24 protein-coding genes are annotated in these 22,953 nt (G+C 40.1%); all 24 read right to left on the minus strand.

Annotation, left to right across the window (positions count from 1 at the left end; translation table 11 throughout):
• Positions 1-2: 2 nt before the first annotated feature.
• The 24 genes from A0O21_RS10930 to A0O21_RS05210 all read right to left on the minus strand — a co-directional run bounded on the left by A0O21_RS10930 (position 3) and on the right by A0O21_RS05210 (position 22,914).
• Positions 3-656, minus strand: a complete 654-nt coding sequence (locus A0O21_RS10930; RefSeq protein WP_067062270.1) for a uracil-DNA glycosylase — start codon at positions 654-656, stop codon at positions 3-5.
• Between the two features lie 20 nt (positions 657-676).
• The gene (locus A0O21_RS05100; protein WP_067062274.1) at positions 677-1,075 is read right to left on the minus strand and encodes a GNAT family N-acetyltransferase; all 399 of its coding nucleotides are present in this window, start codon (positions 1,073-1,075) and stop codon (positions 677-679) included.
• A 115-nt stretch (positions 1,076-1,190) separates the two neighbouring features.
• Complete coding sequence (locus A0O21_RS05105; RefSeq protein ID WP_158511691.1) at positions 1,191-1,901, minus strand: GNAT family N-acetyltransferase; 711 nt, start codon at positions 1,899-1,901, stop codon at positions 1,191-1,193.
• A 25-nt stretch (positions 1,902-1,926) separates the two neighbouring features.
• Entirely contained in the window at positions 1,927-2,427 is a 501-nt protein-coding gene (locus A0O21_RS05110; protein WP_067062279.1) for a YbhB/YbcL family Raf kinase inhibitor-like protein, read from the minus strand.
• A gap of 486 nt (positions 2,428-2,913) precedes the next feature.
• Positions 2,914-3,324 carry a DUF3021 family protein gene (locus A0O21_RS05115; protein ID WP_067062284.1) on the minus strand — a complete coding sequence of 137 codons (411 nt, stop codon included), beginning with the start codon at positions 3,322-3,324 and terminating at the stop codon, positions 2,914-2,916.
• Positions 3,325-3,559: 235 nt separating this feature from the next.
• Positions 3,560-4,189, minus strand: coding sequence for an orotate phosphoribosyltransferase (gene pyrE / locus A0O21_RS05120; RefSeq protein WP_067062286.1), 630 nt, complete (start codon positions 4,187-4,189; stop codon positions 3,560-3,562).
• 89 nt (positions 4,190-4,278) lie between these two features.
• The gene (gene pyrF / locus A0O21_RS05125) at positions 4,279-4,971 is read right to left on the minus strand and encodes an orotidine-5'-phosphate decarboxylase (RefSeq protein WP_067062287.1); all 693 of its coding nucleotides are present in this window, start codon (positions 4,969-4,971) and stop codon (positions 4,279-4,281) included.
• Positions 4,972-5,229: 258 nt separating this feature from the next.
• On the minus strand, positions 5,230-6,174 hold the full coding sequence (locus tag A0O21_RS05130; protein WP_067065151.1) for a dihydroorotate dehydrogenase: 945 nt from the start codon (positions 6,172-6,174) through the stop codon (positions 5,230-5,232).
• 90 nt (positions 6,175-6,264) lie between these two features.
• Positions 6,265-7,065 (minus strand): dihydroorotate dehydrogenase electron transfer subunit, encoded by an 801-nt coding sequence (locus A0O21_RS05135; protein WP_067062289.1) that lies wholly within the window; start codon positions 7,063-7,065, stop codon positions 6,265-6,267.
• A gap of 800 nt (positions 7,066-7,865) precedes the next feature.
• On the minus strand, positions 7,866-8,378 hold the full coding sequence (locus A0O21_RS05145; RefSeq protein WP_227806891.1) for a hypothetical protein: 513 nt from the start codon (positions 8,376-8,378) through the stop codon (positions 7,866-7,868).
• A gap of 206 nt (positions 8,379-8,584) precedes the next feature.
• Positions 8,585-9,241, minus strand: a complete 657-nt coding sequence (locus A0O21_RS05150; protein WP_067062291.1) for an ATP-binding cassette domain-containing protein — start codon at positions 9,239-9,241, stop codon at positions 8,585-8,587.
• 1 nt (position 9,242) lies between these two features.
• Complete coding sequence (locus A0O21_RS05155) at positions 9,243-9,974, minus strand: hypothetical protein (protein ID WP_067062295.1); 732 nt, start codon at positions 9,972-9,974, stop codon at positions 9,243-9,245.
• Between the two features lie 349 nt (positions 9,975-10,323).
• On the minus strand, positions 10,324-11,373 hold the full coding sequence (locus A0O21_RS05160) for a glycosyltransferase (protein WP_067062297.1): 1,050 nt from the start codon (positions 11,371-11,373) through the stop codon (positions 10,324-10,326).
• On the minus strand, positions 11,366-12,502 hold the full coding sequence (locus A0O21_RS05165; RefSeq protein ID WP_067062298.1) for a glycosyltransferase family 1 protein: 1,137 nt from the start codon (positions 12,500-12,502) through the stop codon (positions 11,366-11,368). The genes A0O21_RS05160 and A0O21_RS05165 overlap by 8 nt, the downstream gene beginning before the upstream one ends.
• A 75-nt stretch (positions 12,503-12,577) precedes the next feature.
• Positions 12,578-13,564 (minus strand): stealth conserved region 3 domain-containing protein, encoded by a 987-nt coding sequence (locus tag A0O21_RS05170; protein ID WP_067062300.1) that lies wholly within the window; start codon positions 13,562-13,564, stop codon positions 12,578-12,580.
• 158 nt (positions 13,565-13,722) lie between these two features.
• A complete protein-coding gene (locus tag A0O21_RS10865) occupies positions 13,723-13,887 on the minus strand; it encodes a hypothetical protein (protein ID WP_158511692.1) in 165 nt (54 codons plus the stop codon).
• A gap of 214 nt (positions 13,888-14,101) precedes the next feature.
• A complete protein-coding gene (locus tag A0O21_RS05175) occupies positions 14,102-15,130 on the minus strand; it encodes a glycosyltransferase family 2 protein (protein WP_067062302.1) in 1,029 nt (342 codons plus the stop codon).
• Between the two features lie 13 nt (positions 15,131-15,143).
• Entirely contained in the window at positions 15,144-16,316 is a 1,173-nt protein-coding gene (locus tag A0O21_RS05180; RefSeq protein WP_067062316.1) for a hypothetical protein, read from the minus strand.
• Positions 16,317-16,521: 205 nt separating this feature from the next.
• Entirely contained in the window at positions 16,522-17,313 is a 792-nt protein-coding gene (locus A0O21_RS05185) for a DUF4422 domain-containing protein (protein ID WP_067062319.1), read from the minus strand.
• Between the two features lie 11 nt (positions 17,314-17,324).
• On the minus strand, positions 17,325-18,434 hold the full coding sequence (glf, locus tag A0O21_RS05190; RefSeq protein ID WP_067062322.1) for a UDP-galactopyranose mutase: 1,110 nt from the start codon (positions 18,432-18,434) through the stop codon (positions 17,325-17,327).
• Positions 18,435-18,542: 108 nt separating this feature from the next.
• A complete protein-coding gene (locus A0O21_RS05195) occupies positions 18,543-19,991 on the minus strand; it encodes a flippase (protein ID WP_067062325.1) in 1,449 nt (482 codons plus the stop codon).
• Positions 19,992-20,037: 46 nt separating this feature from the next.
• Positions 20,038-21,420: a sugar transferase gene (locus A0O21_RS05200; RefSeq protein WP_067062335.1), complete on the minus strand. Its 1,383-nt coding sequence runs from the start codon at positions 21,418-21,420 to the stop codon at positions 20,038-20,040.
• A 19-nt stretch (positions 21,421-21,439) separates the two neighbouring features.
• Entirely contained in the window at positions 21,440-22,156 is a 717-nt protein-coding gene (locus A0O21_RS05205) for a polysaccharide biosynthesis tyrosine autokinase (RefSeq protein WP_067062341.1), read from the minus strand.
• Positions 22,157-22,224: 68 nt separating this feature from the next.
• Positions 22,225-22,914, minus strand: a complete 690-nt coding sequence (locus tag A0O21_RS05210) for a Wzz/FepE/Etk N-terminal domain-containing protein (protein ID WP_067062344.1) — start codon at positions 22,912-22,914, stop codon at positions 22,225-22,227.
• Positions 22,915-22,953 lie beyond the last annotated feature (39 nt).

Genomic DNA, 22,953 nt, shown 5'->3' on the forward strand with positions numbered 1-22,953 from the left:
CCTTACTTCAGCCAATCAATTGGCTCTAAGCCATCTTGTAGTAAATAGGTATTGGTTTTTGAAAAGGGACGGCTACCGAAAAAACCCCTGTGAGCAGCTAAAGGACTCGGATGAGGCGATTCGATAACATGGTGAATTGGATTAGTCACCAAGGCTTTCTTCTTACGGGCATAACCTCCCCAAAGAATAAAGACCACCGGACTTTCCTTTTGATTGACCACTTTAATCACCGCATCTGTAAAGGGTTCCCAAATTTGCCCGGCATGCCCGTTTGCCCTGCCTTCAGGAACGGTCAGGCAAGCATTTAATAAAAGCACACCCTGCTCAGCCCAGGCAGTTAAATCGTGGTGGCTGCGCTCTCCGATATCTGCCTGCAGCTCCTGCAGGATATTCTGCAGGGACGGCGGGGCCGAAACAGTATTCGGCACTGAAAAAGACAGCCCTTGAGCCTGACCAGGACCATGGTAAGGATCCTGACCGATTATCACAACTTTCACATCTGCCAGAGGAGTTGTTTGGATAGCGTTGAAGACTTTTTCGCGCGGCGGATAAACCGTCCCTTCAGCATAGACCTTGTCCATAAAATGATTGATCTGCGCAAAATAGTGCTCCGGCAGTTCTTTTTTGATTAAATCATGCCATTGAGAATGTTCCATAAGTCACCCTTTCTTATCTTTTAAAATGGCTTACGCGGAATGATATAGGCACTTTGATGTTTTTGAAAACCAATTTTGGGATAATAATCCACGGCATCCGGTGCAGCTAAAAGAATGAGAGCAACATCATCCCCTATATCTTCACGCAGATGAGCTATCAATGCTTTCCCGACCCCTGTTTTTTGATAGGCTTTATCCACTGCTAAATCAGACAGATAACAGGCATAGGCATAATCTGTCAGAGCTCTGGCAATTCCAATTAATTTTTCCCCATCCCATGCTGTCCATACGCAATTGGCACCTGTCAGCATTTTTTCTAAACGTTTTAAGTCCTCATAAGGTCTGTGAATACCGGAAGCTTTAAAAACTTGTGCAAGTTCAGCTGCTGTAACTGAACGTTTATTTGAATAAGTAACCATATCATTTCCTTCAAATTGCAGATACTAAATATCAAATCGAAAAGCCATACTAAATAGTTTTATGAGATTTGTAGAACATCATTTTAATCAATTTTAAAATTTTCAGCTCTTGCCTTTAGGATTTAAAAGCCGACCAATAGAAAGCGGCTTCCTGATAGCCTTGGTGCTCATACATTGCACGGTTATCTTCCTCAGTGACAAGAATCACAGAATCCGCTGTTTTGACCGCTCTATCCTGCAGGTGTTTGCCAATGCCCTGACCTCGCAGATCTTCATCTACTATAAAATTATCAATTTCAACAAAATGCTGCGAGTACCAAGCTGTTAATTCACCAACAATCTGTCCCTTCTTAATAGCCAGAAAAATCTTTCCGCCAGAAGTGTTACTGGCCAATTCACGATTAAATAAGGACATCTGCTGATAGTAAGTATCACCATACTGACGATATTCTTCTTCATGCTTATCCATATAATCTTGATAAGACGTCTCGGACAACTCTTCAATCCTTACAGCCCCTGAATCGGATAAATTCAAAGATGCTGCCGGAGCAGTAAAAACAAGGAAACGTTTTAATTCAAACCCTTCTCCATAAAGCTGTGCCTGCCAAGGCTCAGGAAGCTCAATCTTCTCTGGAAAAGCGATGTTAACATAGCTTAAGGGATAACCTTTCTGCTGGAGGGCAATAAAGTCAAGGTCTTCTTTAAAACTGTCTCTGTCAGGCATTATTTGGTAATCCAAAAGATTATTATCATAGCGTAAGGCTAAGTCCGATCTGCTATAATAAATATAGCGCTCTGTAACAAGCTTTTTTTGCAGATGGGCCATTAAAATCTCTTTATACATCTACCAACTAGTACCTTCCGATAAGATTAAGTTTCGTTTCAGCCAAGACATGGCCCTCAAGAGCGTGAAGAAGCTCATTCATAAAAAAGCCCTGCTCCAAATTAAGTGCACTATCCAAGGCATAAACAGTCAAAGTATAGAGGTGATCCTTATCCGGCGGGTAAGGTCCGATATAGCCATTTTCGATAGTTGAAAAATCTGTTGACAGAAACTTGCTGACTAAGCTGTTCTTCCCTCGCACATGCTGACTGTTCAATCGTGAAAAATCCGCTTCAATACGGGTCTTATCGGCTGGAATATTGGCCACACACCAGTGAATATAAGCAAAACCGCAGACAGGGATTGAATCATAATCTACAAATGTCCAAGCTAAGGTTTTAGCCTCTTTCGGAACCTCTGTCAACTCAAAAGGAAATGATACGATAGCATTACCCAGCACAAGCTCATCTGTCTGCTTGCTATAGCGGTCCGGTAAAACCTGCCTATCAAATTCAGTCACAATTTTCATCTTTCCCTCCCCTAAACTAAGATACAAAGCCCGTGAAAAGCTCACAGCAAAAATGACGGTAAGTCCGAAATCTTCGATTTCGCAGACGCACCTCTGCCAGAACGACTAGAAGGGTGCGGTCGGCTGTTAAGACGACAAAGCCTTCAGACGTCTACGGCTAGCTAACTTGAAATCAATTCTAAACTTAGCCTTATCTTTTTTGCAAAGAGCTTAGGGCGTGTTCAATTCATAAGACACAAAGGCCGTTAAAAAATCCGTATGAAAATGACGGTAAGTCCGAAATCTTTGATTTCGCAGACGCACCTCTGCCAAGACGACTAGAAAGCTGCTGTCGGCCACCAGGACGGCAAAGCTTTCAGACGTCTACGGCTTTTCTAATCAATTGCTATTACAAAGCATGGTTATACCATCTTTTTCACTAGGATTTTAGGGCGTGTTCAATTCATAAGACACAAAGCCCGTTTAGAAACCGGTTCAGCTCTAGTTCTACTGCTGCTTTTCTTTTGTCTCTTCAGGAATATTTTTTAAGATATATTTACTGATAAAGTAACCTAGACTGCACAGCACGACGCCCCACAGAGCAAAACTGAGCAGAGCAAAAATATAACCACTAGGTTTGCTGATATCATACCATCCGCTAATCAGCAATGCCGGATAAACCGTTGCTAACATCAGTAAAGTATGTACAATTATTTTTTTCTTGACCGTCCAAACATCGTAGTCATAAATAGCTGACGCTGCTGAAACAGCGGTTGAAATAATCGTTACAGCCACCATACTCCAAAATGCCTGTTGATTATCCTCTTGAGCAAGAAAATAGGTTATCGTTCCCATAATAATTAAAGGAATAATACCCCTAATAAAAGCCTGTTTAATACATTTTTCTTTTAAATTCATAGCACCCCCCTTAGAACAAGATACAAAGGCCGTGAAAAGAGCAAAGCAAAAATAGGAGACTGGACGAAAAGCCGCAAGGCTCTAGGACAGGCTATACTCACAGAGCAGCCACATTCCTACGTCAGCTTGCGCTTCCTACAACTGCGTCTCTTTTTTGCACAGCTCTTAGGCCGTGTTCAATTGCAACAAGATACAAAGGCCCTTTGAAACTCGCAGTCTATCTCAGATAGAGCTGTCAGTCCTGCCAGTTTTCTTGATTTTCTTTAAACCTCTTTAAAAGCTGTAAGCCTCTAGCATCGATATAGCCCTGAACTTTGGCAACCTTAATCAGTTCGGTATAATTTGAAAGCGTCCGGAGTTTAATGCCCGCTTCCGCAAAATTCTGCTCAGCCTGCGGCAGCTGATAGGTGAAAATTGCAACAACACCGAGGACATCTGCTCCTTCCTTCTTAGCCGCTGCTGCAGCCTCAAGAACTGAACCGCCTGTGGAGATTAAATCTTCGATAATGACCATCTTCTGTCCTTTGGTCACTCGGCCTTCAATTTGATTGCCAGCTCCATGATCTTTTGGTTTTGAACGAATATAAGCAAAAGGCAAATTCATCTTGTCAGCAATGATTGCCCCGTGTGGGATACCGGCAGTCGCAGTTCCGGCAATGACATCAACTTCCGGAAAGTGTTGTTTGATAACATCGACGAAACCATTTTCAATTAAAGTACGCGTTTCCGGGTAAGACAGAGTAATGCGATTATCTGTGTAAATAGGTGATTTTATTCCTGATGCCCATGTAAAGGGGGGTTCCGGCTGTAGATAAACCGCCTTAATATCAAGCAAGTCTGATGCAATCTGTGTTGCTAATGTCATAATCATTACCTCTTTTCTTATAACTGTTTACTGCAAAAACTTTTTTGGCAAAATCTTAATACCATATTGACAAAACAACCGGTATTAATTTACCCCTGCCACTGCTCAAAGATAGTCCGGTAGGCTTCAGCCGGATTATCTGCCTGTGTGATAGGACGTCCTACCACAATATAATCAGAACCAATCTGCCTAGCGTCCTTTGGTGTCATCACCCGCTTTTGATCGCCTGCAGCACTGCCTGCGGGGCGAATCCCAGGTGTCAGGCAAATAAAGTCACTTGCGATTGCTCCTTTGATTAGCTTCACTTCCTGCGCAGAACATACAACTCCGTCAAGCCCAGCTTCAGCTGTTTTCTTAGCATAATGGACCACAGACTCCTCTAAACTCGTTTGGATATTTTGAAAATGCTGCATCTGCTTTTCAGACGTTGAGGTCAGCTGAGTTACAGCTATTAACCGAGGTCCTTCCCCCAGCCCTTCACGTGCTGCCTTCATCATCTCAACGCCGCCTGCCGCATGAACGTTAGTCATATCTACTTCCAGCTCTGCTAACACTTTCATAGCAGACTGAACTGTATTTGGGATATCATGAAGTTTTAGGTCTAAAAAAACAGAGTGCCCCAGCCCTTTAACATAGCGAACAACTTCCGGACCTACTGCATAATAGAGCTCCATACCGATTTTAACATAGAGCTGTTCTTTTTTAGGAAATCGGGCAAGAAAAGATTTCACATCACTTAGTGATGGAAAATCAAGAGCAATGATTGGACGGCTTTCACGCATAACGACTACACCTCTAGCTTGACTTCAGTTTTGAAAATGAGACTATGATTGATTACTAATTGACAAAATAAAGAAAACCTTACCCAGAAAAGGGCAAGGTTAGCAAAGTGCAAAGGGAAAATCTGTTCTTCTGTATGAAGACTGAACCTTGCATGTCTCTCCGGACATAGATTAAAGGCTATTCAATTTTCCCTATTATACCGTTTTTCTGCCATAATGTCAAAACATGCCGGCAGCATTTAAGAAGAAAGGAAACTCTTATGAAGCGTTTAACTGCTGACGGATTTCAGCACGAAAAGATTCAAGAGAACGGATTTCATATTTATCCATAACTTCAGGCAAACGCTCAATGATATTAAGACAAGCAAAAGGATCTGTAAAATTGGCTGTCCCCACTGCAACAGCTGATGCTCCTGCAATCATCATTTCAATGGCTGCTTCTGCCGAATCAACACCTCCCATACCAATAATCGGCAAGTCAGTTGTTTGAGCGACCTGGCGAATCAGTTTGAGAGCTACAGGAAAGACAGCAGGCCCGCTCATTCCACCCTGACCATTGGCGATGATTGGTTTTTTACTTGCTAAATCAAAACGTGTTCCAACCAGCGTATTGATCATGGTAAAGCCTGCTGCACCAGCTGCAGCAACCGCTTGGGAAACCGTTGTAATATCTGCGACACTAGGCGTTAACTTGACATAGACAGGCACTTCCGAACGGACAACACTTGCCTTTACGGCCTTATAAGCCAACTCAGGGACCTGACCGATAAGAAGCCCGGCATTGCCATGATCTACATTTGGGCAGGAAATATTCAGTTCAACGGCTTTGACATTGACTGCTTTAGAAATTTTTTCAGTCACATAGGCGTATTCATCATCAGAAAAGCCGGCAACATTAGCAATAATCGGTAAGTCAGGAAAATGCTGAGCTAACCAAGGAAGCTTTTCAGCAAGAACCACATCAACTCCTGGATTCTGCAGCCCGATAGCATTAAGCATCCCAGATGGTGTTTCTGCCACACGAGGTGTGGGATTGCCGAAACGAGGATAGCGGGTAGTGGCTTTAATCATAATAGAACCCAATCTATCCAACTCGTAATATTTTGCGTACTCCTGCCCAAATCCAAAACAACCGGAAGCGGGCATAACAGGATTCTTCAAGTCAAGCCCAGGAAGGCTGACTGCCAAACGATTTTCTGACATGTAGCAACATATATCCGTCCAGACAGTTTTTAAACGATTAAGATGACTAACTTTCACAAAAGCTGTTTTTCAGACGGATCTCCTTCCTTTTTAGAATTCAATCTGACCAGTCGCAAAGACAGGTCCATCCTCACAGACCCGTTTATTTGCTGCTTCTGTCTGATTTTTCAAATGTACAACACAGGCATAGCAGGCTCCCATGCCGCAAGCCATTCGTGCTTCCAATGACAAATAAGCATGTGGGTGCTGAGCAAATTTTTGATCAACATATTTAAGCATTCCCGGAGCACCGCAAGCATAAACAGCATCAAAGGTTTCTGACATACTGTCAATTACTGTCGATACATAGCCCTCAATGCCATAAGAGCCATCATCTGTTGTGACATAGACCTTGCCGTAGCGGTTCAGCTCCCGCTCTAAAATAACCGCTTTTTGACTGGAAAAACCAAGAACAGAAACTACCTCTGCCCCCTTTGATGCCAGCTGTTTTGCTGTTTCAACCAAGGGCGGGACACCAATACCACCGCCAATTAAAAGGACCTTTTGACCGGCAGCAACCACTGACAAATCAAAACCATTCCCCTGCGGTCCCATAACATCAAGTGTATCGCCTGCAGACAGCTGAGATAAAATTGCCGTCCCTTCGCGCTCCACACGATAGACAATCGTTGCGGTTTTCGATTTTTTATCGATCTGTGAAATGGAAATAGGACGACGGAGTAGCTTACTGGAATCCGGTATACGCAAATGCAAAAACTGACCTGCTTTCATGTCATCAACCATATCACCGGAAAGTTTCATCTCGAAAATTCCCCAAGCAATTTCCCGCTGACTGATAACTGCCATATCTTCTTTTAAAATTAAAGTTCTCTTCTGAACGTCTGTACTCACTGCAAACCTCCTCCATCAAGATACAAAGACCGATTAAAAATCCGTATGAAAATGACGGTAAGCCAGAAATCTTCGATTTCGTGTGCGCACCTCTGCCAGAACGACTAGAAAGGTGCGGTCGACTGTTAAGGCGACAAAGCTTTCAGACGTTTACGGCTGACGGTAAGCCAGAAATCTCTGATTTCGTCTACGCACCTCTGCCAGAACGGCTAGAAAGGTGCGGTCGACTGTTAAGGCGACAAAGCTTTCAGACGTTTACGGCTGACGGTAAGCCAGAAATCTTCGATTTCGTCTGCGCACCTCTGCCAGAACGACTAGAAGGGTGCGGTCGACTGTTAAGGCGACAAAGCCTTCAGACGTTTACAGCTGACGGTAAGCCAGAAATCTTCGATTTCGTCTACGCACCTCTGCCAGAACGACTAGAAGGGTGCGGCAGGCTGTTAAGACGACAAAGCCTTCAGACGTTTACGGCTGACGGTAAGCCAGAAATCTCTGATTTCGTCTACGCACCTCTGCCAGAACGACTAGAAGGGTGCGGTCGACTGTTAAGGCGACAAAGCCTTCAGACGTTTACGGCTGACTGACAAATAAGCTACACTTTTTATACGGCATGACATAGTTATAAAAAAACCTTACTCCAAAAAGAGCAAGATAAAACACAGTACAATGGACAGAAATGGCAGTGCACTGCTATTTCTCCTGATTGGGCTAACCTTACAAGTCTCTCTGGATTTGATTAAAGGCTTCAAATTTTTTATATTATAGCGTGAATCTTCAGTACTGTCAACCAGCAAAACTTCTTACTGATCCTGCTGCGCTTCTTCTTCTAACTTCATCAGACGAATCTGCTCAAAAAGTACCGGATGGACATAATCTTCCTTTAACGACAGATTGATGACCTTGAGAGAAGAGAAGACATCTGCAAGCACACCAAAAACACGCGCCCTGCTTTCACCAAGAATTGTGTGAAAAATGGACTGCTCTTCGCACACCTGAACCAGTCGGTCAATCCCCTCAATCCAGTTATCAACAATACTGAGTGATTGGTTCAATAAATTAAAGGCATGCTCATCATACCAAAAGGTCGATTTTATCAGACGTTCCTGTTTATCTAACGTTTCGATACTTTTTAAAATATCACCCAGTTCAGCCTGAACAAGGGAAGGAGCAAAAGAGCCTCCCAACAGGGATGGCGTCTTTTCTACTAAAATTAATTCATCTTTAAAAAGTGTTAAATAATGTGTACTTACTAATAATTTTTGAATGAGCAACTGGTGGCTGTTCTGTCTCATATCTTCTAATTTTTTCTTCATTCTCTTCTTGACCATTTATATTACTTTTTTGTTACATTTTCGTTACTATTACTATACCACATGGAAAATAAAAGAGCAATGGGCAGAGAAGAAATTTTAAAAAATTTTCAGCGAATATCAAAAAGTCCTGACGTTCTGCAGCAGAACAGAGATAGCCATTAAAACTTCAGGACAGTTAAAATTTATTTTCAGTATAAAGGAACAGCTTATCGCTCTTCGCCAAAGGCCTGGCCAAATGAATGATAACGGTCTAAAAAAGCAATAAGATTATCATTAAAGGCTATAGTCTGATTTTCAATAAAAGCAACATGTGTTTTTTCAGGGATTAAAAAATCAAACTGATGCGATGTCATAATCAGCTTCTTCCCTTGATCAAGCTTATCATAAAAGAGAGATAGAATGTCTGCGACAACACCTAAATCTAAATTAGCAAAGGGCTCATCAAAAATGTACAACTCCCTTTCAATCTGCAAAAACAGCCAAATAGTTAAATATCTTCTTTCTCCCATAGACAGGGCCCCAAAAGGTTTAGCGAGATTACTTTTAATCCGTCCGGGAAGATCCTCAAAAACAAGAGGACTATCCTTAGACAAATCACCTATTAAGGCAATCGTATCTTTCACTGTTGCCTCAGCAATAAAGGGCAGTCCCTGACTGTGATATATAATCTGCCTGCTGTCAGGAAAGTCATAAAAGTTTGAAGGTCTGTTATTGTCTAAATTTGAAATCAAATCCAGCAGCATTGTTTTGCCGACACCATTTCTGCCCAAAATCAAATTTAATTTTTCATCTTCAAAGAAAATACTGACATTGTCCAATAGCAAGTCCTGATTGATAGTTAAGTTAAAATTTTCTATTTTCATGTTAATTCCTATCTTTTTTTGAAAATACCGATGACGCTTTTAAGCAGTAACTGCCAACAAAAAGCCAGGCCAGGACAGAAAGACCGAGCGGAAGACTGTCCGCCAGATTGCTGCCGATGCTCAAAGCAATATCATTAAGCAATGAAAAAACATTCAGAAAATGAAAAAGGGTATTTAAAATAATATTCTCGGGAACATAATCTAATGATACAAGAGATAAAAGCAGATAAGATGTCAGCACAGCCTGTAAGGTCAGCGTATTTACAGACAATCGTAAGAAAACAGCAAAAGCAAAAAAACAAATACCAACTCCCAGAATAGTTAAAGCATTAAAAATCAAAAAAAGCTGGGCATCAAAACTTCTGCTTATGAATTCAAAAATAAGCAGAAGAATATTGACCTGTACTGCTGTTAAGAGAAAATTAACGAATAGGTTAACAGCAAAAATATAATACTTTGACCCTGCCAAACTGGAAAAAACTTTAAGATAGTTGTTTTCTCTGAGAGAAACAATATTTCCTGCCCAACCAAACAGCATACCGATTACCACAATATAGACCACATAAGGGACTAAAAAGACATATTTCTCCTGAGCACTCAATTCTGCTCCTCTTCTGCTTAAGGCAAGTAAGAGATTAACAGCAGGTAAAAAAAGAGTATAAACTAAAAAAAATTTATTGGATAGTGTAATGTTGAGCTGAAATTTAAACAGTGCCAGCAGTTTCTTTAGCATTGCTGATTATAACCTCCGTTTTATGCGCTAATTCTAAGGAAAAGGCAGATACTTCCCTTTAAAAAATCCCTTTACATCTACTGATTAAATAAGCCGTAATCAGAGGCTTAGCATCAGTCCTCTTATTATTCGTTTTTTAAAAGGATATTCTGTTCATTGGCAATCTTAAAAATCGAAGCTATTTTTAAAACGTATAATAAAAGAATGGCTCTATTATAATCAGATTTAAGACATAAGTCAAGGGATTTTACAGAAAATTCTAAACGTAATACAAACGTAAAAAACTGCCGCTTTTCTATAAAGTTGAAAAGCGGCAGCAAGGTCTGTCTTATATTATAAGTTCATAAATTTATTTCAAGGGAAGCATGCTTTGATCGATGGCTTTTTTTAAGTAGTCTCCATTTTGCATGGCTTTCATTACTTTTTTGACATTGCTGCAGAAAGTTAGGTAATCTTCTTGACTGATTTTACTTAAAATAGCCTGTAGTTCATAGAGTGAATCCACTGTAATCCCAAGCTGATTCTTCTTTACAAAATCAGCCAGAGCTGCCTGAGACCAAATGATGACCGGAAGACCAGAGGATAAATACAAAGACAGTTTATGCGGATTATTGTATCTCAGATATTCGCCAGTGGGGCCTGAACAGGTTGACAAGTCGCCGCCGTCCCAAACAAGGCCAAAACCATGGTTCAGCTCAGTAGGAACAGCATCTGCAGGGAAGGAGCCTTTATAATGGATATTGGCAGCCTTGTCTTTAGGCTGATAATTGATTCCCAGCAGCTCAATAGACAATGGGGCTAAGTCTCCAAGTTTATAAATATAGGGACTCTTCTCATGACTCAAATTTCCGGCAATAACGATACTTGGAGCAAAGTCAATCTTTTTATTCAGAGGTTCCTGATTGAGATAATCGAAAACTTCTAGATCGACTAAACGTTCTTCTTCTACTCCATAATTGATAAACCACTCTTTCATTTTAGCATTGTGCACAATGATTTTATCAGCATAGATTAGCATCTGCTTAAGCTCTTTCTCATAAAAAGAGAGCTCATAAATATTTCTAATCAACTCTACATCATGAACCAGGGAAAAAATCTGAACTCTTTTCTCATGTTTAAGCTTGGTTAAGAAATGATAACGTCCCAGCTGCTTTCTTCTAAAAGGGTGCTGGAGGATTAAAACAGAATCCTGCTCAATGGTTTGATAGATTTTTCTCCAATCTTTATAATAGTGTCCTTGTCGATAAAGTTTGGCTAGTAAACCTTTTTTATCGATGATTCCAGTAACAACTAGAGGCTTAAAACCAGCCTCGTTCAGTATTGATACACAATCATTGGTTGCCTTACTGCCGGCATGCATAAATGCGCCATAAGCTTCAACTATCTGGTATTTATTCAAATTTTTCTCCTAATAAAATAGACTCCACATCCTTTACCTGCTTTGTAATATCAAAGCGCTTTTCAGCGAAGCAGTGGGTAATCGTTTCCTGCTGGCTGCGTTCCATTGTCAGCATAGAAATAATTTTCTGTGCCCAAACTCTGATACCCGCATCCAGCGATAAATAAGCAGTGCTGTCTAAAATTTTCAGCTCCTTAGTGACAGTATCGCTGACCAGAACCGGTAAACCATTTGCCTGTGCTTCAACCGCAGAAAGTGGAAGTCCTTCAGAAAGAGAGGGTAAGATAAAGAGGTCAAAAGCACTCAGCCACTTTTTCATATCAGTTTGACTGCCTGCTAAAAGCACTCTATCTTCAATGCCATAGTCGCTAATTTTTTTCTTTATTTTTTCTACTGTACTGTGTGCACCTGCAACCTGACCGATAATAACTAATCTTAAACTGTCATCCAGTTGTAAAGCCGCGTGAAATACATCAATCAAAAAGGGTTGATTTTTTTGAATGTCTAAACGGCCGACATTTCCAATAATCTTTTTATGGGACCAGCCCAGCTGAGCCCTCAGTTCGTCACGTTCAGGAGCAGAAAAAGCAAAATTGTCCTTATCAATAGCATTCTGGATAATGCGGACTTTCTCTGAAAAATCCGAGCCGTACATATATTGAGCAGCTAAGTCAGAACAGGCAAAAAACTGAGTAGCAACTTTTTTAATTCGCCGCTTGTTTCTCTGATGTAGCACAAACCTGGCAGCATTGCCTCGCCATTGCGAATTATGACTGTGTATAATACGTTCCTTAATACCGTATTTTTTAGCATAATTTAGCAAGTCAATATTAGGAATACTCATAGCATTATGCCAAATCGCATCATAGTCCCTGCCATGTTCTTCAAAAAAAAACCGGACTGCTTTTTTGTACTTTTGATATGTATACGGCGTTTTTCCTTTTCGGGGAAGATAGTATATATTAGAACCCTTTTGTAAAATCTCATCCTCAAAAACAATCGGTTCTTTTGTTCTCTTGATAAAGTCAACATGAAATTTTTGGGTGTCCAGATGTCGGTAATAGTTCATAATAAACGTTTCTGTTCCGGCAAGTACCGGTGACATACCGATAATTAATATTTTATACATAGTTAAAATCCTGAAAATAGCGGGTTTAATATATTAAGGTCATAGAGTCAGCTAAGCATATTTTAATACATACCATTACTGCTCAAACTGCGATTGATGGGGATAATGCTGCTTAAGAACATCATTTAGCTGCTTAAAATGCTTTGGTTCAGCATCAGGAACATCATTGATGCAAACCATCTTAATTTTGACATTAGCAAGTAAATCAGGCAGCTTATCAACTTTGTCTATAGTCAAAAAAATTCCTTTGCCTTTTTCTAAGGGAACAAACTGGCCTGTTTCAATCTGCCAATAAGCGCATAGATAATGGTTAATATCCTGCCAGTAATCTCTTATCCTATGCCGAGAGGTTCTGATAAAAGCTTCGGGCTCTTTTTGCCAAAGAAGAGCCAAAGTTGACTTTCTCATCGGGTGAGGGAGGTGCAGGTTGTGGTAACCTGTAATCTGCCAAGGCAGCATTAGCAGATTTTTCAGCAAAAGTGGTCCATACTTAGGAGAAAGAAACTTAAAAGGGCTCTGTCTAAAGGCCAGTTTTTTGGGAAAATATTTGCAAATAATTTCAGTATTATTAAATAAAACATGACTGAATGCTTCATTAGGGACAATAGGATTATAGACTGCAAATAATTTAGGCAAACCTTGGACAAAAAAATCTTCTGGCTGTGAATCCTCAACTAAAAACATATCATCATTAAAAAGGACAAAGTGCTCTGCCAAATCCGGTATACGGTGTAAATTGAGTTCAATCGCAGCAGAATTAAAAGTCGGAAGGTATTCCGAAGGTATAAAATTATCGTGCTTAACCAAATTTAATTTAGGGTGAGCAGTATTTAACCATTCAGGAATCTGACCATTAGTGACAAGGTGAATTTTATTAACCCACGGAGCATGCTGCTCTACCATGCGGAACCAATAATAAAAAGTCCCATAATCTCTGTAAAGCTTTGGGTTTTCAGCTTCAGAATCAGCTTGCTGAACCCATCTCGCTTTTTCTTTTAACCAATTATCATCACTGTCGTCAACCCATAAAACAACAAAATCAATCTTTTCGATGGCTCCCATACCTCCATTCAGATACAAAGACCGTAAAAACAACAAAGCAAAGAGACGATAAGTCAGAAATCTTCGATTTCGCAGACGCACCTCTGCCAAGGACGGCTAGAAAGGTGCGGTCGGCTGTTAAGACGACAAAGCTTTCAGTCGTTTACGGCTGAGGGTAGCTAGGTAACGATACAGATTTCCGGCCCCTCACTCTCCCATTTCTGGGTTCGGGCTGAAATCATCCACTGGATGATTTCACTGCACAGCTCTAAGGCCGTGTTAGTTTCATTAAGATACAAAAAATTGGGGATGAGGTGGCATAGAGGCGCTATTAAAGTTAACATTTTCCACTCTCCAAGTAAAATTCCTTCATCAGACAGGATAGAATTAAAGATACTTACTGCTTATTCTTAAGAAGCTTAAGTTACACTCATCTTTAAAATCTTCAAAAGTTTTTAAGCTGTCTTTATGAGTAGCTACAAACGCCAGTTTTTGCACAGTTCTTTATGAAGCTAAACTATATTTATCATAGCACAAATGAATAAATTCATAAGAGCCTTATCTAATAATCTGTAAAACTTTATAAAACTTTTTTAAGTGCTCTTTTAGTTTAACACATAAGTTAACAAAATGTGCGAAAAATGTATAATTCCAGCTATAGAGTCTGATGAGGAGTTTTCGGCTGATAGGGAGAGGCGCACTTAGTAAATTAGACTTATTCTGCCTTAAACGCTGTGATAAGAGCTTTATCTCCTGCTCAAATTCATTTTTAAGAACATCGAATCTGGGGGACAAAGACAGCTCTGTCAGAAGAGCGAAGTCAGCTCGCTGGCGGTTTAGCTCTGCCCAGGTCACGTAGTCAGCATGTCCTGAATGATTAGCAGCTTCTACTACCATATCCCAAGCCTGTAAAACATCAAATTTTTTTGCTGTAAACGCTGCCGTTAAACCATGGTTGTTGATAAAATAATTGTAAATAATTTTATCGCTCACAACAATTTTTTGAGCGTTTAAAATATAGCGAAAAGTTGCTGGAACATCTTCAGCATAGAGGCCTTCAGGAAAAACAACTCCTTCTACAACCTGACGCTTATAAAGTTTATTCCAGACATAATACTCAATAGACTGACTATTTATTTTAAAATACTTTTTAGCGTAAGCTTCCTGTGTCAGCAGTATTTCTTTAGGAGGAGCATCTTGAGACTGAGAACTTTTTTGAGCTGTCCGTCTGATTGCTCCAACGCAAATATCAGCGTCTTTTTCCATTAAAAGCTGCAGCATATAAGCATAGGCATCTTTTTCCAGCCAGTCATCCGAGTCTAAAAAAGCAACGTAATCACCGGTAATATGCCGTAAGGCCGTATTTCTGGCAGCACTAAGACCGGCATTTTCTTGGTTAATAATGCTGATTCGCTTATCTTTTCGAGCAAAACTTTCCGCTATAGCTAATGAGTGATCTTGGCTGCCATCATTAACAATAATAATTTCTAAATGTTCATAAGTCTGATTGACCAATGAATCCAAACAGCGTTTGAGATACTCTTCAACATTATAAACAGGAACAATAACACTAATCTTGTGGTTCATTGTCTGCCTTTCCTTATGTTACATCAGTTAAATAAACTGACTTTATCCTTCTATCTCTGTCTTGCACAAAATCAGCCAGCAGCAAGATTGAAAAAACATTATAATAAGGCTCAATTAAGTGGTGAGCGACCATACTGTTAATGGCAACAGCAATGAGAACAGCTAAAGTATAGTAGTCGTTGCTGGTTACACTTTGAATAGAACGAACAGTTGTCAAAGCAACAAAAAGAATAATGAAAACTGAGCCATACAGCAACATTACTTTTAGGTAGGAACTGTCCACAAAATTATAATTTGATACAGTCTCTGTGCTGCCGCCATTGCCAATAAACTCTATGACTTGACCAAAGGGCTTAATCCCATATAAATCCAGTGCACTTTTTCCTAAGGACAAGCGCCCGGAAGTCAGGCCATTTATTCGAGCATAAAGCCCTTGTCTGGCATTAAAATGAGCTGTCAGATAGTAAGAAAGATAAGCAAGAAAGACTGTCGTTAATGCAGAAAGCGATAAAATCTTATGAAACCGCCCTTTTTGCAAATAACGAATCACTACAAAGATGACAGCCGTAATTAAGATTGTCAGAGCATCCAGACGTGCATCCGAAAATCGAATCAGAAATAAAGCTGTGAGAACACCTATCACAGACAGCAGCCAAGGCCTCTTCCATAAGAACAGGTATGCTGAAAACAGGTAAAGATAAAAGATATGGGCCGCGAAATCCGTCGGATAAATGATACCAAAAGAATTGCGAACTGCACCGGTATCTGGCCTGATATACTGTAAATTGGGAATAAGATCAAGTAAAGAAAAGGCAAAAGCCAGAGCAGTGATAAACCCAGCAATAATCAAATAAACTGTTATGATTTTTCTAACATCAATCTTGTAAGCGCCCATCATTAAAATAGTTAGCGCTAAGACACCTGTATCACTGGTTGCATTCCAAACCAATATTCCCGTCAGAGAAAAGATAGCCGACACAAGAAAAAAGTAAACAGACCAAGTCTTCTTAAAGAAGATACTGATAACTGCAAAAATCAAAACAGCCTTTGCGACAGAGTGCAAGAAATAAGGCATTGGAAACATTGTCGTTCCAAACATTTCAATAATCAGATAAGGAACAAATGACATAAAAAACAAAAGTTCATCTGTCCTTAAAAAATCCAGACGTGTTTGTGCATTAACCATTTAACACTTCCTTAACACAAGATACAAAGGCCGTTAAAAGAGCAAAGCAAAAATAGGAAAATTGACGAAGAGTTACTAAGACTCTAGGAAATTTTATCTTTTTTGCACAGCTCTTAGGCCGTGTTCAGTTCACAAGATACAAAGCCATTAAGGTAAGGCTAAAAAACTGTAAGTGAAGTCAGGATACTTTTGATAGCTTCAGCAGCTAAAAGCTTTTTCCGTATTTTTCTCCGAAAAATTTAGCCTTCAGGAAAGCTTTTCCTTTTTGAAAGTGATTGATTTTTTCCAAATAGATAAAAGGGACTTCTCTAGGAGTCAGCTGTCTTTTTGCCAGCCAGACATTGAACAGCAACTCGCTGACACGGCCAAACAATCTCGCTTCAAAAGCTGACAGCTGGCTGATATCAATTTTTTGATACAGCTCATCAAGAATAAGAAACAGCCAAGAGAGATAATCATCTACAAATTCCTTCTTCATAATAAACATATTGAACATATAGCCGCTTCTTTGCTGCATCACCTGATCAAAAGCTAAAAGGTATTCTGGCGACAGATGAGAGATGATTTGTCTCGTCAGATCTAAGTGACTGCCGTCTAAAGTATGGTCATAATGAGAATACAGCGTCTCAATATAGTATCGGCGTTTTTTAGGAACAATAATCTCACTTTCATCAAGTAGATAATCAACTTCCTCCTGTGACAGAACGACCTCATCAATTTTCAAACCTTCATGATACCGCCGAGTTCTGGCAGTGAAATAGCGCCGATAATGAACGAGGCCCAAATAATCATAGCTGAGGTTTTTCCAAGCCCAGTAAAGCCCTGTCAGCTCAGAATAGTAGGGATTCAAATGTGAAATATTGTCACCCGTATCATCCCCCTGATAACCTAAGTCTTCCTTGTCTGCCCGGCCGACATGAAGTGGGAGATAAAGCTCTCTATCAGCAGGCATCTGAAAAGATTTATGGGTCGCCACAAGAATCTTTATCTGTTTCACAGGTTTCCTCTCTATCTTACTTCTTTTTTCACACACTGTAAGGCAGCAGCAATGACTTGGTGCATGTCATAATAGCGGTACTGCCCTAAACGGCCGCCAAAGATAACCTGCTGCTCTTTATCCGCTAAAGCTTTATAAGCCTTGTACAGCCTGTTGTTACGCTCGTTGTTAACAGGATAATAAGGCTCATCTCCCTGCTTCCAAGTTTTTGGAAATTCTTTAGTAATAACGGTTTTTGGCTGAGTGCCGAATTCAAAGTGCTTGTGCTCAATAATACGTGTATAGGGTGTTTCAGCATCAGTATAATTGACGACTGCATTTCCCTGATAATTTTCCTTATCCACAACCTCTGTTTCAAACTGCAGACTGCGATATTCCAGTTCACCCAATTGATAATCAAAAAACTGGTCAATCATCCCGGTGAAAATGATTTTAGGAAAATCTTTAAGGTAAGCGGCCTTTTCTGCAAAGAAATCAACATTAACTTCAAGGTCTATATTTTGATGTGCCAGCAGCTTTTCGACAATTTGTGTATAGCCACCGATTGGAATTCCCTGATAGGTATCATTAAAATAATTATTATCGTAAGTCAGACGAACAGGTAAGCGGCGAATGATGAAAGCTGGAAGGTCACGGCAGGCTTTTCCCCACTGTTTTTCTGTATAATCTTTAATCAGCTTCTCGTAAATATCAGTTCCGACAAGAGAAATCGCCTGTTCTTCCAGATTCTCCGGTTTTTTGCCATCAAGCACTGCCCGCTGCTCTTCAATCTTGGCCATCGCCTGCTCGGGAGTTACTACTCCCCACAATCGATTAAACGTATTCATATTGAAAGGAAGATTGTAAATCTCTCCCTTATAGTTGGCAATAGGGGAGTTAGTATAGCGGTTGAACTCAGCAAATTGGTTAACATAATCCCAAATGGCTTTATCCGAAGTATGAAAAATGTGGGCGCCGTATGTATGGACATGAATATCTTCTACTTTTTTGGTATAGATATTACCCGCAAGGTGGCTGCGCTTTTCAATAACCTTAATTTTTTTACCCTTAAGGGCTGCCTCATGAGCAAAAACAGCTCCAAAAAGACCTGCACCGACAACTAAATAATCATATTGGGACATTTATTCACTAACTCCTTTAAACAAGTGACCAAGACCGATTCAAATCCATATAAAAAGAGGAAGGGCGATGCCTGACACCGCAACGGATATATCTTTTCATCTAAGATTTTAGGTTAATTTTTCCAACAAAGAGGCTACCATTTCTGTTGTAAAGGCTTCTTTCATCAGCAGCAAGAGAACACCATAGACTGCAAAGAAAGCAAAAGCTGTACAGACAAGCATTAAAAAGGTTCCGACACTAAGCAGTCCTTTTAAAATTAAGGTAAATAGCAGGGCAGTTCCTGCACTGATAGCAATTTTAGCTAAACTAATATTTTTAAACATGGGCAAGACTAATTCCCGCAAAAAATAGAGCTGCACTAAAGCAACAGAGAGCTCAGCAGCCGTACTGGCTATCGCTGCTCCGCTGGCTCCCAGCAAAGGAATCAAAAATATATTTAGCAAAATATCTAGAACCGCACCTATAACTGTTGAGAGAACAACTAATTTTTCTCTATTAGTCGGTACCAATATCTGCATACCCATCAGATTAGAAAGACCAATGAATAAGACAGTCGGCAGAATAAGCTGCATCGGCAGCACTGCCGGCAAAAAAGCATCACCTGATAAAAAGAGAATACTTTCTTTAGAAGTGATAATAAAATAAACAACTAAAGGCACTGCGACGACAAATACAAAGTTCAAAGCTTTTTGCACTAGGTATTTAAAATCTTCATGACGTTTTTTTTCGAAATAAAAAGATAAGCGGGGCAAAAGAACGGCTCCTAAAGATGTTACGATACTGACAAGAATTTGTTTGACCTTAACTGCCGCAGAATAATAACCAACCTCTGTGTCTCCTTTGACAAAACCCAAAATAGTGGTATCAACATTTAAATAGATTGTTGAAGAGACTGTGAGCAAAAAGAAAGATAAAGTTGGCTTAAGATGCTGTTTCAAATCAAGATTCTTCATCGGCTTTAAATGAACAATTCGACGAAGATTCAGAAAGTTTAAGAGGTTAGACCCTACCGCAGCAAACACAGTCAATCCACCGTAAATGACATAATTCCCAGAATTTTTCACTAATAAAAACATAAGTATCAGCGAAAGCAACTTAAAAACAATTGAACGAACAGTAATATAAGAGTAACGTTCTAAAGCTTTATAAAGCCAATCAACTCCAAGAACATTAAAAACCAAAGTTGATGACATCAGCAGATAAAGCAGCTTCTCCTGAGACAATTTTGGGACCGTTGCTACAGCGATAGTTAAGGCAACTAAGGCTAAAAGCATAACAAGAGCATTTAACAGCATAATCTCTTGTACTGTTTTATCCAGCTTTTCTTCATTATCCCGAACCTTAGCGCAGGCCCTGATTCCGTAAGTAGGAATACCAAGCATACCAACCATTGAGAAATACGAGATAATCGATGTAGCAAAGGTGACTGTCCCTACACCGCTGGCTCCGAGTACTCTGGAAACATATGGGAAGGTGAGCAGGGGAAAAATAAAGTTGGATATTGTTAAAATAAAATTCATCAGAAAATTAAATCTAACAGAATGATAGCGGTTCATTTCACCTCCATTTATGCACCTAAGACCTAAGAAAGATGAAAGCATTTTATTTACTCCCATCTCTCATTAACACGACTTTGAATGTTTTCAAAATTATCTTTATATCCAGCCAAACTGACCAGTGCTCGATATAAGCCAAATCTAAAGCAACCACCTTTTCAAAATCTTTTATATTACTGCGGCCGGATACTTGCCACATACCGGTAATACCAGGCTTCATCGCTAAACGTTTAAAATGGTGAAGTTCGTACTTTTGGTATTCATCAACTGTCGGCGGCCGTGTTCCCACCAAAGACATTTCACCCTTTAACACATTGATAAACTGCGGCAGTTCATCAATTGACCAGTTCCTAAGTTTACGGCCGAAAGGAAAGACTCTGGGGTCATTATCCATTTTAAACATATGTGCCGTAGTCACATTATTAACAGCCAGCAAATCTTTTTTGCGCTCCTCAGCATCCATATACATGCTGCGAAATTTGTAAATCTCAAATATTTTGCCATTCTGCCCAACACGCTTTTGTTTAAAAAACAAGGGACCTTTAGACTGCTTCTGCACAATCGGATAAATGCACAGAGCTACTGCAGCAGTAAAAACAAGACCAAATAAGGACAAAACGATATCCAGTAGCCTTTTTAAGCATAAAAAACGGTAGTCGGCAGAGGTAAACGAATAGGTTAAAATCTTGGGCCAGCCGTAAGAACTAGTGGAAACTTTCCCAAAACCATTTTTTTGCTGTTCCAAGGCCTCTATAGAAACCGGCAGACCTAAAATCGTAAAGTATTCCTGCCATAGTAAATAATCCTGTTTGGCGTCACTATCAACATAAACAGCGTTTACTTCATGATGCCGTAAAAAGGTTTCAACAGCTGCAAAATCCTGTAATAGAGGCAAATCAGCTTGAGCAGATCTTTGCTGAGGGCTCATATAGGCTGCAATTTGACAATTTTGGCTTTTCAGCAGAGCTTCAGTTTTAGCCAGATTAGTAAAACGAGTTAGTAAAATAATCTTCTTTTCCGGCTGACTGATGCTTTTTATCAGATAATGCACAGCAAAACGAAAAAAACTTGTCAGCAGAAAAACCAAAAGCAGTAATTTTAAAAGCCAAAAAGGGGAGAGTGTGAATGACCGGCCGTCAGGAAGATAAGCCGCTGTAAGAACCATTATAAAAGCGAGCAAAAACTCCCCAGTAAACTTAAAAATATAAGGAATTTCCCGAATGCTGCTTCTCTGATGGATATAAGTATAATCATTTGCTAACAGGGAAAATAAAACAGTTACAAAAGCAGCGGCAAAAGGCAGCAGGCCTTTTATATTAAAAACCGAGACAAAAGAAAAGGGCCACGACAGCAAATAAAATGAACCAAGGATACTGACAATATCTGAAATAAGAAACAGAATCTTCGAACCTGATGATTCACTGTACATTAGCCATTCTCCCAATCTTTTACTTTTTTCCCTTTTTAGCCGGCTGTTTCTTGATAGGCTTGCCGTAAGCCCCATATGGACCGTAGCTATCCGAATCTATCTCCGCTCGATTCAAGACAACACCAAGAAATGCTGAACCGCTTTGCTGCAGCTGATTTTTAGCTTTAATTAGAAAACGTCGTTTAGTGCTGCCTGCTTCTGCAACAAGAATACTGGCATCAGCATTTTGGGCAACAACCGCAGCGTCAAGCCCTAAACCGATGGAGGGGGTGTCAATGATAACATAGTCATATAAATCACTCACCGCTTCTATCAGCTGACTGAAATCCGCACTTTGCAATAAATCTAAATCTGCCTGATCGGCATTTGAACTGCCTGCCGGAAGAACCACCAAATGCTCAGCATCCGTTTCACAAATAATATCTGACAATTCAGATTTACCTGCAAAAAAATCAACTAGCCCTTTATTATCTTCTGCCGGGGAAGAAAAAAAGTTGCTAAAAGCAGAATTTCCTGCATCAGCATCCAGTAAAAGCGTTTGAAAACCTGCTCTGGCAAAAGACAAGGCCAGATTAAGCGAAACTGTTGTTTTCCCTTCGCCCGGTGAAACAGAGGTTACCACAATGGTTTTGCAGTTTCGCCCCTTAAACTGAACAGCCTTGCGAACCCTGTTATAATAATCTTTAGTCAGCTGAACAGCTTTGGCTTGTGATTTTACCAATTCTAATTGTGCCATTTTAAACTCCTTATATAAGTTATAAAGCCAGTATAGAATCCGATTTCAATAGAATTTCGACATCTACTCTATGACATCTTGTCTGTATCAGGAATTACTCCAAGCAAAGGCATTCCGAGAGCTTCTTCAATATCTTCAGGGCCTTTGACACGATCGCTTAAGAGTTCAAACAAGAGTACACCGACAACTGCCAGAAAGGCGCCGCCAGCAAAACCTAAAACAAGATTACGCTTGACACTTGGTGAAGACGGTCTTGCCGGTTTCTCTGCTTCTTCTAGTACCGTCACTTTCTCTATCTTAGTTACAGTTTCAATTCTTTCTGCTGCCGCTTTACGGACTGCGTTGGCCAAATCAGCCGTTTCTTTGGCATTATGCCCTTCGACTGAAATAGAAATAACCCGTGTATCGGTAGGAACAGAGACAGAAACCATCCCGGACAGTTCTCCAGGTGTCAACGAACTGTCTCCTTTTTCAATAGCATCTGCTAAAACATCACGCGATACAATGATTTCTTTGTAATCATTAACAAGATAACCAACTGCCTGAAGGTCGTCCGGAGTTAAACTTTCGCTGCTTTTATTGACGATATAAAAGCGGGTTGTCGCAGTATAGGTCGGTTCGATTAAGAAAAGTGTCCCCAAAAAAGCAAGTGCCGCACAAAAAAGTGAGACAAAGGTGATAAGGAACTTTCTGCTCCAGAGTTTTTTAAGGAGATAAAAAACATTAATTTCAAAGCCAGTATTTTTATTCGTATCCATTCTCTCTCCTAAGTATAATGTTTTTCAGTCATTGTCTGA

This window comes from Streptococcus pantholopis (genome assembly GCF_001642085.1).
GTDB lineage: Bacteria > Bacillota > Bacilli > Lactobacillales > Streptococcaceae > Streptococcus > Streptococcus pantholopis.

Bases quoted from the DNA above. Each gene is read 5' to 3' on its own strand.
- A0O21_RS10930 (WP_067062270.1), bottom strand. From the start codon at position 656: ATGGAACATTCTCAATGGCATGATTTAATCAAAAAAGAACTGCCGGAG.
- A0O21_RS05100 (WP_067062274.1), bottom strand. From the start codon at position 1,075: ATGGTTACTTATTCAAATAAACGTTCAGTTACAGCAGCTGAACTTGCA.
- A0O21_RS05105 (WP_158511691.1), bottom strand. From the start codon at position 1,901: ATGGCCCATCTGCAAAAAAAGCTTGTTACAGAGCGCTATATTTATTAT.
- A0O21_RS05110 (WP_067062279.1), bottom strand. From the start codon at position 2,427: ATGAAAATTGTGACTGAATTTGATAGGCAGGTTTTACCGGACCGCTAT.
- A0O21_RS05115 (WP_067062284.1), bottom strand. From the start codon at position 3,324: ATGAATTTAAAAGAAAAATGTATTAAACAGGCTTTTATTAGGGGTATT.
- pyrE (WP_067062286.1), bottom strand. From the start codon at position 4,189: ATGACATTAGCAACACAGATTGCATCAGACTTGCTTGATATTAAGGCG.
- pyrF (WP_067062287.1), bottom strand. From the start codon at position 4,971: ATGCGTGAAAGCCGTCCAATCATTGCTCTTGATTTTCCATCACTAAGT.
- A0O21_RS05130 (WP_067065151.1), bottom strand. From the start codon at position 6,174: ATGTCAGAAAATCGTTTGGCAGTCAGCCTTCCTGGGCTTGACTTGAAG.
- A0O21_RS05145 (WP_227806891.1), bottom strand. From the start codon at position 8,378: ATGAAGAAAAAATTAGAAGATATGAGACAGAACAGCCACCAGTTGCTC.
- A0O21_RS05150 (WP_067062291.1), bottom strand. From the start codon at position 9,241: ATGAAAATAGAAAATTTTAACTTAACTATCAATCAGGACTTGCTATTG.
- A0O21_RS05155 (WP_067062295.1), bottom strand. From the start codon at position 9,974: ATGCTAAAGAAACTGCTGGCACTGTTTAAATTTCAGCTCAACATTACA.
- A0O21_RS05165 (WP_067062298.1), bottom strand. From the start codon at position 12,502: ATGTATAAAATATTAATTATCGGTATGTCACCGGTACTTGCCGGAACA.
- A0O21_RS05170 (WP_067062300.1), bottom strand. From the start codon at position 13,564: ATGGGAGCCATCGAAAAGATTGATTTTGTTGTTTTATGGGTTGACGAC.
- A0O21_RS10865 (WP_158511692.1), bottom strand. From the start codon at position 13,887: ATGTTAACTTTAATAGCGCCTCTATGCCACCTCATCCCCAATTTTTTG.
- A0O21_RS05175 (WP_067062302.1), bottom strand. From the start codon at position 15,130: ATGAACCACAAGATTAGTGTTATTGTTCCTGTTTATAATGTTGAAGAG.
- A0O21_RS05180 (WP_067062316.1), bottom strand. From the start codon at position 16,316: ATGGTTAATGCACAAACACGTCTGGATTTTTTAAGGACAGATGAACTT.
- glf (WP_067062322.1), bottom strand. From the start codon at position 18,434: ATGTCCCAATATGATTATTTAGTTGTCGGTGCAGGTCTTTTTGGAGCT.
- A0O21_RS05195 (WP_067062325.1), bottom strand. From the start codon at position 19,991: ATGAACCGCTATCATTCTGTTAGATTTAATTTTCTGATGAATTTTATT.
- A0O21_RS05200 (WP_067062335.1), bottom strand. From the start codon at position 21,420: ATGTACAGTGAATCATCAGGTTCGAAGATTCTGTTTCTTATTTCAGAT.
- A0O21_RS05205 (WP_067062341.1), bottom strand. From the start codon at position 22,156: ATGGCACAATTAGAATTGGTAAAATCACAAGCCAAAGCTGTTCAGCTG.
- A0O21_RS05210 (WP_067062344.1), bottom strand. From the start codon at position 22,914: ATGGATACGAATAAAAATACTGGCTTTGAAATTAATGTTTTTTATCTC.